Source organism: Asanoa iriomotensis (assembly GCF_016862515.1).
Classification (GTDB): Bacteria; Actinomycetota; Actinomycetes; order Mycobacteriales; family Micromonosporaceae; genus Asanoa; species Asanoa iriomotensis.
Genome location: NZ_BONC01000036.1, coordinates 1 through 13,317, shown reverse-complemented (window position 1 = coordinate 13,317; position 13,317 = coordinate 1). Strand labels below are relative to the sequence as shown.

Sequence of the window (13,317 nt, the reverse complement as noted above, 5' to 3'; positions counted from 1 at the left end):
ACCAGGTGCGGGCCTGGCTTGCCCGGCGGGAGCGACGGTCTGGACCACCGCGGACCCGGGACAAAGAAGAAAGGCGCCCCGCGAGGGGAGCGCCTTTCCGACAGCCGAACCGATTCAGTGAGCGGCGGTCGTCTCCGCGGCCAACCGCTCGTCGCCCGTCAATGTGGACAGTGGCTTTTCCTTGATGAACAGGACGGCGATCACCGCGAGGAAGGCGATCGGTGCGCCGATCAGGAACAGCTCCGCGGTTGCCGAGCCGTAGACGTCCGCGATGATGTGGCGGACGGGCTCCGGCAGGGTGGCCAGGTCCGGGACCGCTGCGGTGCCCGAGCCGCCGCCCGCCGGGGTGCCCAGCTTCTCGGCCAGGCCGCTCGTCACCTTGTTGGCCAGCACCGCGCCCAAGGCGCTCACGCCGATCGCGCCGCCCATGCTGCGGAAGAACGTCAGGACCGACGTGGCCGCGCCCAGCTCGTTGGCCGGCACGTCATTTTGCGCCGCCAGCACCAGGTTTTGCATGAGCATGCCGACGCCGATGCCGAGTACCGCCATGAAGACCGAGATCAGCACCACGCTCGTGTCGGCGCCGATCGTGCCCAGCAGCAGCATGCCGACGGTCATGATCAGGGCGCCGGCTACCAGATAAGCCTTCCAGCGGCCGTGCTTCGTGATGAGCTGACCGGCCACTGTGGAGGACACCAGCAGGCCGAAGATCAGCGGCAGGCTCATCAGGCCCGCGACCGTCGGGGACTTGCCGAGAGCGACCTGAAAGTACTGCGCCAGGAAGACGGTGCCGCCGAACATGGCTACGCCGACCAGGATCGAGGCGACCGTCGCGAGCGAGACCGTGCGGTTGCGGAAGATGTCCAGCGGGATAATCGGTTCAGCGGCGCGCGACTCGACGAACACCGCCAGCGCCAGGATCACGACGCCGGCGGCCACCAGGACGCCCGTCTGCCAGGACGCCCACGCGAACTTGCTGCCCGCCAGGGTGGACCAGATCAGCAGCGTGGAGACGCCCGCGGTGATCAGCAGGGCGCCGAGCCAGTCGATCTTCACTTGGCGGCGTACGACCGGCAGGTGCAGCGTCCGCTGGAGGAGGAAGATCGAAAGGAGCGTGAAGGGTACGCCGAGCAGGAAGCACCAGCGCCAGCCGAGCCAGCTGGTGTCGACGAGTACGCCGCCGATCAGCGGGCCCGCGATCGTGCCGACGCCGAAGACGGCGCCGAAGATGCCCGAGTAGCGGCCCAGCTCGCGCGGCGGGATCATCGCGGCCATCACGATCATGGCGAGCGCCGTCATGCCGCCGGCGCCGACGCCTTGGACGACGCGGCTGACGATGAGTACCTCGACGTTGGGCGTGAAACCGGCGATCAGCGAGCCGGCGACGAACAGGCCGAGCGAGAGCTGGATCAGCAGCTTGCGGCTGTAGAGGTCGGCCATCTTGCCCCAGAGCGGCACGGTCGCGGTCATCGCGAGCAGCTCCGTGGTGACGATCCAGGTGTAGACGGACTGGCTGCCGTTCAGGTCGGCGATGATCCGCGGCAGCGCGTTGCCGACGATCGTCGAGGCCAGGATCGACACGAAGAGGCCGACCATGAGGCCGGAGAGTGCCTGGAGCACTTCACGGCGCGACATCCGCGCGGGCGAGGCGCCGGGGGCCGTGGGTTCGGATGGCGGCTCTGCCGGTGGCGACGTTGACGAGGTGGTGACGTCGGTGGTCATCGAGTGTCCTTACTGGAGGGATGTGCGGTGACGCTTTGCGCGGTGCGTGGGTGGTCGCGCGTCGATCGGGGTTACGAAGCAGTTGTCGTTGGCTTCGTTGGAAGCCGGCCCGTGGGTTGGACCGACGCCCTAGGGAGGCCGGCCATCCAAGACGAGCAGCCCCGTGGAACCGGCGGTTGTCGTCCGCGGCGATCGAGGCGAACGAGAAGCCATGGGCCGACAGAAGTCCGCCTCTGGCAAGCGGCCATCGCTTAGGCCAAGTCGCGGGCCGCCGTCCGCGCGGAACCGAAGCCCACCAGGACCACAGCCGCTGAAGAGCGACGCCAGCCGACGTCGGTCTCCGCGGAAGCCATTCCCCGAGGTCGGGCGGTCGTGCCTTCATGATCCACTAGGCATCACCTCGGGCAGCGACGGTTTGCGGGGTCGGCTCGGTCAGGCCGCTGGCGACCATGTCGAAGGCGTCGTCGACCAGCTTGGCCAGCGTCGCCTGCCCGGCGCTCGGGTCGTCGTTGGCCCACCGCATGAGCGCCACCCGGAACGCCGCGCCCGTGACGGCGGCCGCGACGGCCGGGAACGGGTGGTCGGCCGGCAGGTTCAACCGATCGGCGACCGCGGCCGCGACCGCCATCTCCGACTCGACGCCCGTGGCCAGCAGCCGCGGCAGCAGTTGCGGGTTCTCGGACACGACCCGCATCCGCAACGCGACCGTTTCGCGGTGGTCCTCCATCTGGTGGATCACCGGGATGAACGCCAGCCGCAACGCCTCGACCAGGCTCGTGCCGGCGGGCAGCGCACGGAACATCTCCAGCGCGTGCCCGATCTCCGTGTCACCGCCGAGCAGCGCGTCGTCCTTGCTGGCGAAGTAGTTGAAGAAAGTCCGCGACGACACATCGCACGCTTCGCTGATCTGCTCGACCGTCACGTTGTCGAGCCCGTGCTCCGCGACCAGGCGCAGAGCGGCGGCGGACAGCGCGGCGCGGGTCGCCAGCTTCTTCCGGTCGCGACGGCCGAGCGCGGGTGCGGTGCTCACCGTTGCACCCTACCAAGTGATCTTGCACAGCACGAAAAGTTTTAGGATGTGAAGCAGGGCACAGATCAATCAGGGGTACGTCAAGACGTGCGCACCACGCATAGTGAAGCCGTCAAGATCGTGGATGGTCCGTCGCGCCCGCGCTGAGCTGGGCACATGGCAACAACTCGGCACCCGACGACCCCCCGGGTGACCCCCGGCATCGAGCTGGGAATCGGCACCGTCGCGGTCGTCGTACTCACGATCATGCTCGCCTCCGCACCCCTGATGCTCGGCCTCGCCGGCCTCGTGGCCGCAACCATCGTCGGCGCGGTCCTCATCCCGGACTGGCGCTACAGCCTCGGCCTCGCCGTGATCACGTACTTCCTGTTCGTCGGCTTCATCGCGGGCGACATGGGCATGCTGTCCTGGCGCGGCCACGACGCGATGTGGCAGCTCGGGGCCTTCGGCCTCGCCTACATCGCCGGCCTCACCCTGCGATGGGTCCTACACGCCCCACCCGCCGACTGACACGGGCGGACTCCGCCAGCCGGCAGGCCCGCGCTCCACAAGCCGACAGGCCGGGGCGGGCGCGGCAAGCCGCGGGCTCGGGAAGCCGACCGACTCCGGCTGGCTCAGCAGCCGGCAGGCGCGGGCAGGCTTCGCACGCGGCCAGGCCGCGCACGCTCCGCAAACCGACACGCCCGGGCGGGCGCCGCCAGCCCGGCAGGACCGGCAAGCCGGCCGGCCCGGGCGCGCTCCGCAAGCTGGCCGGCGCGATCCGTCATTGTCCGGGGCCGCCGGCGGCGCCGATGCTCAAGTTATGCGCTTCATGACCTGGTTCATCCGCGCCGCCGGCTTGTACAACGCGAGCGCCGTGATCGTTTTCCTGACGCCGGGCGCCTTGGAGGCGTTCGGTGTCGCGCTGCCGTACTCCGACTTCTGGGTCTGGCTGCCCGCGCTGATGGGCCTCTTCGCCGGGATCGTGCTGCTGCTGTCCGCGATGGACCTTCAGCGGTACGGCGCATTCCCGTTCTGGAACGGGGTTATCCGGTTAACCTTCGTGGTCGTGACGTTCGCGCTCGGGTTCGGCGAGACCGCCGGCACGTTCGTCACCCTGCTTGCCGCCGGTGACGTCGTCCTCGTGGTCGGTCAGCTCGTCGGGCTCCCGCTGGCGCTCGGCCGGACACCCTGGCAGCTCCTCACCAACCAGCCGGCCACGGCGGCGCGACCGGTGCCGGCATGAACCGTTTAAGCCGCGTGCTCACCGTCGTTGCGATCGTGGAGGCCGCGTACGCGGTCGTCGCGCTCACCCCGCCGAGCCTGGTCGAGCCGCTGTTCGGGTTCCGGCTCAACGCCGACGGACACTGGGCGCTCAAGCTGCTCGGCGTCTCGCTGGCCGTCCAGGCGGCCGTCGCGTGGCTCCTGCGCGGTCAGCCGCATCGCGGGATCGCGGGGGCGCTCGCCGCCTATCAGTTCGGCAGTGCCACAGTGGACTGGATGATGTGGCTGGCGCTGCGCGACGACGGCATCTTCGCGACCACGCAGGCGCGGGTCGCGATCGTCGCCGCGATCCCGAGCCACTACCTGCTCGGCGCGTTGCTGACCGCCGCGGTCGTGGCCGCCGGACGGCCGGTGACCAGTGACGTCCGCACGCTGTAAGCCGCCGGTCGGGCTCGCCGCGGCGCTCGCCGAACAGGGCGTCGCGGTGGCCGACGTGCTGGCGCTGGCCGGCCTGCCGGCCCGGCTGCTGGACGTGCCGGGGGCGCGGCTGACCGTGCCCGACTACTTCGCGCTCTGGCAGGCGGTCCGCGACGCGAGCGGTGATCCGGCGATCGGCATCCGGCTGGCGCGCTCGTTGCGGGCCGACCACACCGAGCCGCTGTTCCTCGCGGTGTTCAGCGCCGCCACGGTGGGTGCGGCGCTCGCGACCGTGGCCGCGTACAAGCGGATCCTGACTCCCGAGTCGCTTGTGTTGTCCACTTCGGATGGCCTGGTCACACTGACGTGGCAGTGGCCGGAGCAGCGGCCGCCGCCGGTGCTGGTCGATGCCGAGCTGGCGTTCCTGGTGGAAGCGTCGCGCCGGGCCACCCGGGTGCCGGACCTGGCGCCGCGCCGCATCGAGCTCACGGCGGCCGCGGTCGGCCCGACGCACCACGACTACTTCCGCTGCCCGATCCGCGTCGGCCGGCCGGTCACCACGATCGTGTTCGGCGCCACCGACGCCGCCCGACCGTTCCTCAGCCACAATCCGGACCTGTTGCGCGCGCTGCTGCCGTACCTGGAGAAGCGCACACCGACCCGGACGGACGACGCGCTCGCCCACGTGCGCCGCGCCATCGCGGACCGGCTGCGTGGCCAACGGCCGACCGTCGACGCCGTCGGCCGGGACCTCGCGATGAGCGGGCGCGCGCTGCAACGACTGCTCCAGGACCACGGCACGACGTTCCGCCGAGTGTTGGACGAGGTGCGCAACCAGCACGCCCGCAGCTACCTGGCCGACACCGGGTTCAGCGACGGCGAGGTGGCGTTCCTGCTCGGTTTCGCCGACCCGACCTCGTTCTACCGGGCGTTCCGGGTCTGGAACGGGGTGTCGCCGAGTGAGTACCGGCGGCGCGCGGTCGTGGAAACATAGGGCGCATGGCTGGTGAAGAGCGCGACGGAGTGCCGCTGACCAACCTCGACCAGGAGCTGTTCGACGGCGCCGGTGCCAACAAACGCGACCTGGTCGACTATCTCGACGCGGTGCACAACCGGTTCATCCCGGTGCTGCGGGACCGACCGCTGTCGGTGATGCGGGTACGGCCCGGGCAGCCGCCGTTCATGCAGAAGAACCTGCCCAAGTACACGCCGGACTGGGTCGCCCGGGCGGACGTGTGGGCGGACCGGTCGCGGCGGATGGTGAGTTACGGGCTGTGCAACGATCGGCGGACGCTGATCTGGTTCGCCAACCAGCGGGCCGTGGAATATCACCCGGGTCTGGCGGTCAGCGACGACTGGGCGCACCCGACGCACCTGATCCTGGACCTCGACCCACCTCCGGGTGGCGCGTTCCGATTGGCCGCGCAGGCGGCGCTGTTGGTTCGCGAAGTGCTCTCCTCCTGCGGCATGGCCGGTGCGGCGAAGACCAGCGGCGCCAAGGGCGCGCACGTGTTCGTGCCGCTGGCCGCCGGGCAGGCCCACGATGACGTGGCGGCGGCTACGCGGGCGATCGCGGCGCGGGCCGAGCGGCTGGACCCGGCGCTCGCCACGACGGCGTTCATCGTCGAGCAGCGAGAGGGGAAGGTGTTCCTCGATTCGACGCGGGCCGGCGGGGCGACCGTCGCGGCCGCCTACAGTCCGCGGCTGCGGCCCGGGGTTCCGGTGTCGTTCCCGTTGCCTTGGGACGAGCTGGAGGCGGCCGTGCCCACTGATTACACGGTTCACACGGCCGCGGCTGCACTCGGCGAGGGCGATCCGTGGGCGGAGTTGATGCCGGCGCCGCAGCGGCTTGACCCCGGGTTGGTCGAGGAGGGGCACACGATTCCGATCGCGCGCGTGGTCGCGATGCACGAGGGCAAACGGCGGGCGCGGGAACGGCGCTCCGAGGAGTGACGCCCTTCCGGGCTCATTCGACGACTCAGTGCGAGCCGAGACGTGGTGGCCCGGGTGCCGTCGTGATCGCGCGACACCGCCTTGTGGCGGCTGGGCGTGGCTGACGGGCCAGACGGACCAGGTCCCGTCTCGCATCCGAGGTCGAGGGCGGCGGTGGGGCGGCGTCGAGGTCGCGGATGAGCCCGTCACGGTAGAGGTCGCCTTGGCGCGGTGGCAAAGGACGATGCGAGACGCAGTCGCGGAGTCGCCTGGGCACGGCATCTGGTCGCCCAAGGTCGGTGCGCCGGCCGGGCGGCTTTGGCCGAATATCGGTGTTGTACCCGGTCAAAGCCTGTCGCACCCCGGCCCGGATACGAAACAGGGTCTAGCGGCCAATCGGGGTCATGTCGGCGTAGCGGTCGCCGATCGGCGGGTGGATCGCGCTCAACCGGTCAAGCTGTTCCTGCGTCAGCGTGCGGGCCTCCGCGGCCACGTTCTCCTCCAGCCGCGAGACCCGGGTCGTGCCGGGGATCGGGACGATGTCCGGGCCCTGCGCGAGGACCCAGGCGAGTGCCACCTGCGCCGGGGTGGCATCGGCCTCGTCGGCGACTGCCCGTACCTCCGCGACGATCTTCATGTTCTGCGCGAAGTTCGCGGCACTGAACCGGGGCAGCGAGGCGCGGAAGTCGTCGCTGCGCAGGTCGTCGGGCTTGGTGAAGCGGCCCGTCAGGAAGCCCCGGCCGAGCGGCGAGTAGGCGACCAGGCCGATGCCGAGCTCGCGCAGCAGCGGCAGCACCTCGTCCTCGGGGTCGCGGGTCCACAGCGAGTACTCCGACTGCAAAGCCGCGATCGGGTGGGTGGCGTGGGCGCGGCGGATGGTCTCGGGCGCGGCCTCGGAAAGTCCGATGTGGAGCACCTTGCCCTCGGCCACCAACCGGGCCATCTCGCCGACGGTCTCCTCGATCGGGACGGCCGGATCGACCCGGTGCTGGTAGAGCAGGTCGATCCGATCCGTGCCGAGCCGGCGCAGCGAGCCCTCGACGGCGATCCGGATGTTCTCGGGCGAGCTGTCGAGCTTGCGCGTGACCTCACCCGCACGGTGGGTGAGCTGGCCGAACTTGGTGGCGATCACGTAGTCGTCACGGTTCTCCGCGACCGCCCGCCGCACCAGCTCCTCGTTGATGAAGGGGCCGTACACCTCGGCGGTGTCGAGCATCGTGATGCCGAGCTCGCGGGAACGCCGGATGGTGCGCACCGACTCGTCGTCGTCGCCGAAGCCCTCGTAGTAGGCGGACATGCCCATGCAGCCGAGGCCAAGTCGGGCGACGTCGAGCCCGCCGAGCGTCACATGTCTCATGTCCCGACCCTAGCTCCGATGCCCGCTCAACCTGTCGTAGCCAGGTGTGATGCTGTGCCGGTGAGGTTCTCTTTCGACGCCGAGCTGTGGTTCTGGGATGCGCGGCGCGACGACGCCTGGGTGTTCGTCACGCTGCCGGTCGACGCGTCCGCCGAGATCCGCGACCGCACGGGCGGCATCCGGCGCGGCTTCGGTTCGGTGCGGGTTCGCGTGGCCGTCGGGGGCAGCGCCTGGCGCACGTCGGTCTTCCCGGACAGCGCGAGCGGGTGTTACGTCCTGCCGCTCAAGAAGGCCGTGCGCCGGGCCGAAGGCCTCGACGCTGGTGACGTCGCGACGGTGAGTGTCGAGCTGGTCGACGTCTGAGCCGGGGCGGGGCTCGGTCGGATACCCGTGGTGTATCCGACCGAGCTCCGCGCGCGGTCAGGCCCGGGTCAGGCTGGCGATCTCCGCCTGCGACAGCTCGAGGTCGAGGGCGGCCAGGTTGTCTTCGAGGTGCGCGAGATCGCCCGTGCCCGGGATGGGCAGCATCGACGACGACCGGCCGAGCAGCCAGGCCAGCACGACCTGCCGGGCCGACGCGTTGTGGCGCTCGGCGATCTCGTGAATGGTCTGGTTCTTGTCCAGGTCCTGGATCGGCGCCCACGGCAGGAACACCATCGACTCCTGCTCGCACAGGTCGACGATCGTCTCGGACGCGCGGTCGTCGACGTTGTACCGGTTCTGGATCGAGACGATCGGCGTCAGCCGCTGCGCCGCGCGGATCTGCTCCTCGTCGACGTTCGAGAGGCCGATGTGCCGGATCTTGCCCTCGTCCTTGAGCTTAACCAGTTCACCGATCGAGTCCTCGAACGGCACATTCGGGTCCGGCCGGTGGAACTGGTACAGCGGGATCTGCTCGATCCGCAGCCGGCGCAGTGAGCCCTCGCAGACCTCGCGCAGGTGCTCGGGGCGGCCGTCGGCGGGCCACGGCACAAACGGTTCAGGCCGGAGCAGGCCACCTTTGGTGGCGATGACCAGATCGTCCGGGTACGGGTAGAGCGCCTGGGCGATCAGCTCCTCGCTCACGCTCGGGCCGTAGGAGTCGGCGGTGTCGATGAAGTTGACCCCGGCGTCGACCACGCGGCGCAACACCGCGATCGCCTGGTCCTTGTCGGCCGGCGGCCCCCAGATGCCCGGCCCGGTGATGCGCATCGCGCCGTAACCGAACCGGTTTACCGTGAGATCCCCGCCGACGTCGATCGTCCCCGCAGAGCTGGCATTGGGCATGGTGCAGACACTCCAATCAGACGTCGGAGGCAAATGCGACGCGCATTCGCCTCCTCGTTCTCCTGGAGCCTAATCTTCAGATCGTCAACCGCCGAGGTTCGTGAGCGTCGCCACCTCGGCCTGGGTCAGGTGCACGTCGACGGCGGCGAGGTTGTCGTCGAGGTGCGCGGGGTCGCTCGTACCCGCGATCGGCAGCATCGCCGGCGACCGGGCGAGCAGCCAGGCGAGCGAGATCTGCCGCGGCGTGGCCGCGTGCCGCTCGGCGATGTCTCGAACCGCCGGGCTGTCGTCGGACGGGATGATCGGCGCCCACGGGATGAACACCATCTGCTCCTGCTCACACAGGTCCACAATGGTCTCCGAGCTGCGGTCGTCAATGTTGTAGCGATTCTGGACCGAGACGATCGGCACCATCTCCTGTGCGACGCGGACCTGCTCCTCGGTCACGTTGGAGACACCGACGTGCTGCACCTTGCCCTGCTCCTTGAGCTGGACCAGAGCGCCCATCGACTCCGCGAAGGGCACCTTCGGGTCCGTCTTGTGGAACTGGAACAGCGGGATCTGCTCGAGGCGGAGCCGGCGCAGCGACCCTTCGCACGCCTCGATGATGTGCTCGGGCCGGCCGTCCTTGGGCCAGAACCCGTCCGCCTCGCCGTCGTCGGGACCGGTGCGGTACATACCGGCCTTGGTGGTGATGACCAGATCATCGGGGTACGGATAGAGCGCCTCGGCGATCAGCTCTTCACTGACGTTGGGCCCGTAACTGTCGGCGGTGTCGATGAAGTTGATGTCCTCCTCGACGGCCCGCCGCAAAGTCGCGATGGCGTCGTCCTTGTTGACCGGTGGCCCCCAGATCCCCGGCCCGGTAATCCGCATGGCCCCGAAACCAAACCGGTTAACCGTAAGGTCTCCCCCGACGTCGATCGTCCCCGCAGCAGTCGCCGTAGCCATGGCGCACGCCTCCCATCGTCTGGCGTCCGGGAGGCGGCCTGCCCCCTTTCGGAGCCTAGCTCCGCAGAACCGGTACGCGGCGTTCGAGAAAATCGAGGCTTTTGCGCATGACTGATCCGGTTGAGAGCGTGTCTGATGCCTGTGCGGTCTGTGCGATCAACGCCGGCCGACGCGAGACGGCCGAATCTTGCGGTGGGCGGGCCAGTCGAGCGACAGAGTCCCGCCGACCGGAACCGCCCGCCAGCGTTCCGCAGCGTCGTGCAACGCGGTGACGGCGGCCCGCACCGCGTCGGGCGGCGGCGCGTTCTCGGGCCGGGTAGCGAACCATTGGGCGATGAGTTTCGCGAGGTCAGCCCGGGGTTGCATCGCCACAGCTTCGACGAAACCGCCGAGGAGCTCGGCGTGCTGAATGCGGTCGCGATACTCGCGGATCAGCGCGGCCGATCTGTCCGCGCTGTGGGGCGGCCGGCGGCCGGACTGGTGGGTCATGCTCTTGAACACCACGCCGCCGGCGATCGCACCCCAGATCCCGTCCGCGACGCGCATCGCATCCTCGACGGTGAAATGGACCAGGTCGTGCGGCAACTCGGCGGTGATCGGGCCCGCACTCATGCGGTAGACGACGTGATCATCACGCTCGATCAGAATCGAGCCCCACACATGGTCCGCAGGACGATCGAACGTCACCCGCATGACACCGAGCGTCACCCACCGACCCACCACTACTCAACCGATTAACCGCGTCCGCTCGAACGACCCGCGCCCCAGCGGGTCTGACCGTGCCTCCCGGACGCGGATGGGTGCACCGCGAGGTGCCGGTGAAGCCAGACATAGACCACCATGAGTGCGCTGATGGGCGCACGCCCCACCCCAACGGACCGCCACCACACGGCCGGATCACGGATGGGCAGCCTGCCGCGTAGTCGTTTTCTGCCAGGCTGAGCTGGCGTCAAGGGCCGGATCGGCGTCAAGGCCGGACAACGAGGCCGGGCAGGACGCGGTCCGGGGTTTCCGTGAGTCGTAGCGGCAGGTGAACGCCAAGACCGCGTCGGGCCCTAGCGGCGGGTGAGGCCGCGGTCGCGGGCCAGGCGGGAAAGGATCGGGCGAATGCTCAGGCCCGTGCCGCCCAGGGCGACCATGCCGACGCCGAGATCGACCGAGACGCGGCCCTGGCTTGCCCAGTAGACGTCCTTCAGGTCAAGGAGCAGCGCGAACTCGTCGACGATCAGTGCCAAACCGGACCCGTAGACCACGCCCGTCAATGGGTGGCGGCGTTTGCTTTCGCACCCGGCTACCGCGAGGCCGCCGACGGCGCTGACCATGCCGATGCCCCACATGTAGTGATGGAGGTGGATGCCGCCGATGCTGACGTTGTGGAATCGATGGCCGCCGCTGCGGATGCTGTAGGTGATCGCCCGGACGGCCGCGAACGTCACCGTGAAGCCGAGCCACGACCAGAGCACCGAGCGTTCGGCCGGCTGAAGCTCTTGGAGGTACGCCCGGCGGAGCTCGGCGGGCGTGGGCACGGCCGACTTCGACGTCGGACTGTCGTGAGAGCCGTCGGCCATGCGGCCAACGTACCGCCAAATGGACCTTTTTCGTGTTTAATCGCCCGAAGCGGCTCGACCCGTCCACAGGTCGGACGCCGTGCCCTCGGCCAGGCGCTTCTCGTACACCCGGACCTTGTAGCTGATCATGCTCAGGCCGACCGACAGCGCTTCCATCTGCGCCTCGATCCGTTCCTGGTGGGCTTGGAGCAGCGCGAGCCGGTCGGGCTCGTTGCCGGGACCCTCGCGGACCAGGTCGGCGTACTTGCGGATGGCATCGATCGGCATGCCCGTCTCGCGCAGTCGCGCGCAGAGCTCGACCCACTCGATGTCGTCGTCGGAGTAGACGCGCCGGCCGCCCGGGTCCCGGACGATCGGGCCGGCGAACAGCCCTTCCCGCTCGTAGAAACGCAGCGCGTGCACGCTCAACCCGGTGCGGGCCGCGACATCGCCGATTCCGTGCGCCATGCACCGCAGGCTAGCGCTTGAGCTAGAGCGGGCTCTAGCTCTTATGGTCCGCGCCATGACAGTCACCCTGATCACTGGAGGGTCCGCCGGCATCGGCGCCGCCACCGCCCGCCAACTGCTGGCCCTCGGTCACCACGTCGCCGTCACCGGCCGGCGGGCCGACAAGCTTGACCGGTTCGGCAGCGAACACCCCGAGGCGCTGACCCTCGTGTCCGACAGCGGCGTGCCCGCGGAGGTCGAGGCCGCCGTGGACAGCACGGTGGCCAAATTCGGCCGGCTGGACAACATCGTCGCCAACGCCGGGTACGCCACCCACGACGGCCTTGACGACGGCGACCCCGACGGCTGGCGCGACATGGTGCTGACCAACGTGCTGGGCCCGGCGACGCTGATCCACGCGGCGCTGCCCCACCTGACCGCCGCCCGCGGCCGGATCGTGCTGGTCGGCAGCGTGGCAGGGGTGCTGCACACACCCGGCAACATCTACGGCGCGACGAAGTGGGCGATGACCGGGCTGGCCGGCAACACCCGGATGATGGTCACCGACCAGGGGGTAGGGGTCACGCTGGTCTCGCCGGGCGGCACGGAGACCGACTTCTTCGATCCGATCGGCGGAGCGCCGGCCGACCGGCCCGGCGGCTACCTGACCGCCGACCAGGTCGCCGGCGCGATCGTCTGGGCCCTCACCCAACCGGAGGGCGTCGACATCAGCACAATCACAATGCGCCGAATCGGTTCACCTTGGTGAGCCGATCCGAATAATGCCGTGGCCGCCCGCGCGGGTCCCGTGTGGGCCCGCGCGGGCAACTGGTTCAGACGAGCAGAAGCCCCAAGACCCCGGCGGCACCGACTTCGACCTTGGGCGGCCCGTGCCGGTGCATCACCACCAGCTCACCTCGTGGTGTCCCACTCGCCTGCCCTGTAGCCCGCGGGGGTTTCCTTGTGGATCCGCGCGGGCGACCGGTTCAGTTGAGTAGGAACCGTTGGACGGCGGCGTCGCCGATGGGGTTGCGGCCCTGGATCGAGTGGCCCATGCCAGGCACGACCACCAGTTCGCCCCGCGGGGTCTGGCTGGCCTGTTCCTGTGCCCACGCCAGCGGCGTCGAGAGGTCGCGGTCGCCGGCTAGCAGCAGCACCGGCATCGTCAGTCGGTGCAGTGGTGGCGTTGGGTTCGGGCGGCTCGGCGGCCACGACTCGCAGGTTTGCACGATGCCCTGGGCACCGGCCACCTCCGTCGGGAACGGCCATGTCGATGTTGCCGGCAGCTTGGCCACCACCCGGGCCGTTGCCTTTTCCCGGACCGTTAGCGGGGCGCGCGGCGTGACCCACGGCAGCTCATCGACGTCCGCGCAGAAGGTCGCGGCGTGCAAGCCCGCGCTGAACGCCTGGTACGGCGCTCCGTCGCTGCGTAGCGCCTCCACCGC

The 13,317-nt window shown here is 69.8% G+C and carries 16 protein-coding genes; 7 read left to right on the top strand and 9 right to left on the bottom strand.

All coding sequences use genetic code 11. From position 1 onward, the window contains the following. Positions 1 to 114 precede the first annotated feature (114 nt). Both Air01nite_RS24045 and Air01nite_RS24040 read right to left on the bottom strand, forming a co-directional pair. Entirely contained in the window at positions 115 to 1,722 is a 1,608-nt protein-coding gene (locus Air01nite_RS24045; protein WP_373310456.1) for an MDR family MFS transporter, read from the bottom strand. A gap of 388 nt (positions 1,723 to 2,110) precedes the next feature. After that, positions 2,111 to 2,752: a TetR/AcrR family transcriptional regulator gene (locus tag Air01nite_RS24040; RefSeq protein ID WP_203705419.1), complete on the bottom strand. Its 642-nt coding sequence runs from the start codon at positions 2,750 to 2,752 to the stop codon at positions 2,111 to 2,113. A gap of 156 nt (positions 2,753 to 2,908) precedes the next feature. Between Air01nite_RS24040 and Air01nite_RS24035 the strand changes: the two genes are divergently transcribed. The 5 genes from Air01nite_RS24035 (at position 2,909) to Air01nite_RS24015 (ending at position 6,325) form a co-directional block, all read left to right on the top strand. After that, positions 2,909 to 3,262 carry a hypothetical protein gene (locus Air01nite_RS24035; RefSeq protein ID WP_203705418.1) on the top strand — a complete coding sequence of 118 codons (354 nt, stop codon included), beginning with the start codon at positions 2,909 to 2,911 and terminating at the stop codon, positions 3,260 to 3,262. Between the two features lie 292 nt (positions 3,263 to 3,554). Then, positions 3,555 to 3,977: a hypothetical protein gene (locus Air01nite_RS24030; protein WP_203705417.1), complete on the top strand. Its 423-nt coding sequence runs from the start codon at positions 3,555 to 3,557 to the stop codon at positions 3,975 to 3,977. A 14-nt stretch (positions 3,978 to 3,991) separates the two neighbouring features. After that, positions 3,992 to 4,393, top strand: coding sequence for a hypothetical protein (locus Air01nite_RS24025; RefSeq protein ID WP_203705416.1), 402 nt, complete (start codon positions 3,992 to 3,994; stop codon positions 4,391 to 4,393). Then, a complete protein-coding gene (locus Air01nite_RS24020; protein ID WP_203705415.1) occupies positions 4,374 to 5,366 on the top strand; it encodes an AraC family transcriptional regulator in 993 nt (330 codons plus the stop codon). Before Air01nite_RS24025 ends, Air01nite_RS24020 begins: the two co-directional genes overlap by 20 nt. A 5-nt stretch (positions 5,367 to 5,371) precedes the next feature. After that, a complete protein-coding gene (locus tag Air01nite_RS24015; protein WP_373310455.1) occupies positions 5,372 to 6,325 on the top strand; it encodes a DNA polymerase domain-containing protein in 954 nt (317 codons plus the stop codon). Between the two features lie 364 nt (positions 6,326 to 6,689). On the opposite strand, the gene Air01nite_RS24010 is transcribed toward Air01nite_RS24015, so the two are convergent. Next, entirely contained in the window at positions 6,690 to 7,661 is a 972-nt protein-coding gene (locus Air01nite_RS24010) for an aldo/keto reductase (RefSeq protein WP_203705414.1), read from the bottom strand. A gap of 18 nt (positions 7,662 to 7,679) precedes the next feature. Between Air01nite_RS24010 and Air01nite_RS24005 the strand changes: the two genes are divergently transcribed. After that, positions 7,680 to 8,024, top strand: coding sequence for a DUF1905 domain-containing protein (locus Air01nite_RS24005; RefSeq protein WP_373310454.1), 345 nt, complete (start codon positions 7,680 to 7,682; stop codon positions 8,022 to 8,024). Between the two features lie 57 nt (positions 8,025 to 8,081). Here the strand turns inward: Air01nite_RS24005 and Air01nite_RS24000 are convergent, their stop codons facing one another. The 5 genes from Air01nite_RS24000 to Air01nite_RS23980 form a co-directional block, all read right to left on the bottom strand. Beyond that, the gene (locus Air01nite_RS24000; protein ID WP_203705410.1) at positions 8,082 to 8,927 is read right to left on the bottom strand and encodes an aldo/keto reductase; all 846 of its coding nucleotides are present in this window, start codon (positions 8,925 to 8,927) and stop codon (positions 8,082 to 8,084) included. Positions 8,928 to 9,011: 84 nt separating this feature from the next. Further along, a complete protein-coding gene (locus tag Air01nite_RS23995) occupies positions 9,012 to 9,878 on the bottom strand; it encodes an aldo/keto reductase (RefSeq protein WP_203705409.1) in 867 nt (288 codons plus the stop codon). A 156-nt stretch (positions 9,879 to 10,034) separates the two neighbouring features. Beyond that, positions 10,035 to 10,571 (bottom strand): hypothetical protein, encoded by a 537-nt coding sequence (locus Air01nite_RS23990; protein ID WP_203705408.1) that lies wholly within the window; start codon positions 10,569 to 10,571, stop codon positions 10,035 to 10,037. 362 nt (positions 10,572 to 10,933) lie between these two features. Continuing rightward, positions 10,934 to 11,446, bottom strand: coding sequence for a hypothetical protein (locus Air01nite_RS23985; protein WP_203705407.1), 513 nt, complete (start codon positions 11,444 to 11,446; stop codon positions 10,934 to 10,936). A 36-nt stretch (positions 11,447 to 11,482) separates the two neighbouring features. After that, positions 11,483 to 11,893, bottom strand: a complete 411-nt coding sequence (locus tag Air01nite_RS23980; protein WP_203705406.1) for a MerR family transcriptional regulator — start codon at positions 11,891 to 11,893, stop codon at positions 11,483 to 11,485. 55 nt (positions 11,894 to 11,948) lie between these two features. Between Air01nite_RS23980 and Air01nite_RS23975 the strand changes: the two genes are divergently transcribed. Beyond that, on the top strand, positions 11,949 to 12,641 hold the full coding sequence (locus Air01nite_RS23975) for an SDR family oxidoreductase (RefSeq protein WP_203705405.1): 693 nt from the start codon (positions 11,949 to 11,951) through the stop codon (positions 12,639 to 12,641). 217 nt (positions 12,642 to 12,858) lie between these two features. Here Air01nite_RS23975 and Air01nite_RS23970 read toward each other — a convergent pair. Further along, positions 12,859 to 13,317, bottom strand: a 459-nt coding sequence (locus Air01nite_RS23970; protein WP_203705404.1) for an alpha/beta fold hydrolase, incomplete at its 5' end; no start/stop codon positions are given.

Excerpts from the sequence above, each read along its gene's own strand:
- Air01nite_RS24045 (WP_373310456.1), bottom strand. The coding sequence starts at position 1,722 with ATGACCACCGACGTCACCACCTCGTCAACGTCGCCACCGGCAGAGCCG.
- Air01nite_RS24035 (WP_203705418.1), top strand. The coding sequence starts at position 2,909 with ATGGCAACAACTCGGCACCCGACGACCCCCCGGGTGACCCCCGGCATC.
- Air01nite_RS24030 (WP_203705417.1), top strand. The coding sequence starts at position 3,555 with ATGCGCTTCATGACCTGGTTCATCCGCGCCGCCGGCTTGTACAACGCG.
- Air01nite_RS24015 (WP_373310455.1), top strand. The coding sequence starts at position 5,372 with ATGGCTGGTGAAGAGCGCGACGGAGTGCCGCTGACCAACCTCGACCAG.
- Air01nite_RS24010 (WP_203705414.1), bottom strand. The coding sequence starts at position 7,661 with ATGAGACATGTGACGCTCGGCGGGCTCGACGTCGCCCGACTTGGCCTC.
- Air01nite_RS24005 (WP_373310454.1), top strand. The coding sequence starts at position 7,680 with ATGCCCGCTCAACCTGTCGTAGCCAGGTGTGATGCTGTGCCGGTGAGG.
- Air01nite_RS24000 (WP_203705410.1), bottom strand. The coding sequence starts at position 8,927 with ATGCCCAATGCCAGCTCTGCGGGGACGATCGACGTCGGCGGGGATCTC.
- Air01nite_RS23995 (WP_203705409.1), bottom strand. The coding sequence starts at position 9,878 with ATGGCTACGGCGACTGCTGCGGGGACGATCGACGTCGGGGGAGACCTT.
- Air01nite_RS23990 (WP_203705408.1), bottom strand. The coding sequence starts at position 10,571 with ATGCGGGTGACGTTCGATCGTCCTGCGGACCATGTGTGGGGCTCGATT.
- Air01nite_RS23985 (WP_203705407.1), bottom strand. The coding sequence starts at position 11,446 with ATGGCCGACGGCTCTCACGACAGTCCGACGTCGAAGTCGGCCGTGCCC.
- Air01nite_RS23980 (WP_203705406.1), bottom strand. The coding sequence starts at position 11,893 with ATGGCGCACGGAATCGGCGATGTCGCGGCCCGCACCGGGTTGAGCGTG.
- Air01nite_RS23975 (WP_203705405.1), top strand. The coding sequence starts at position 11,949 with ATGACAGTCACCCTGATCACTGGAGGGTCCGCCGGCATCGGCGCCGCC.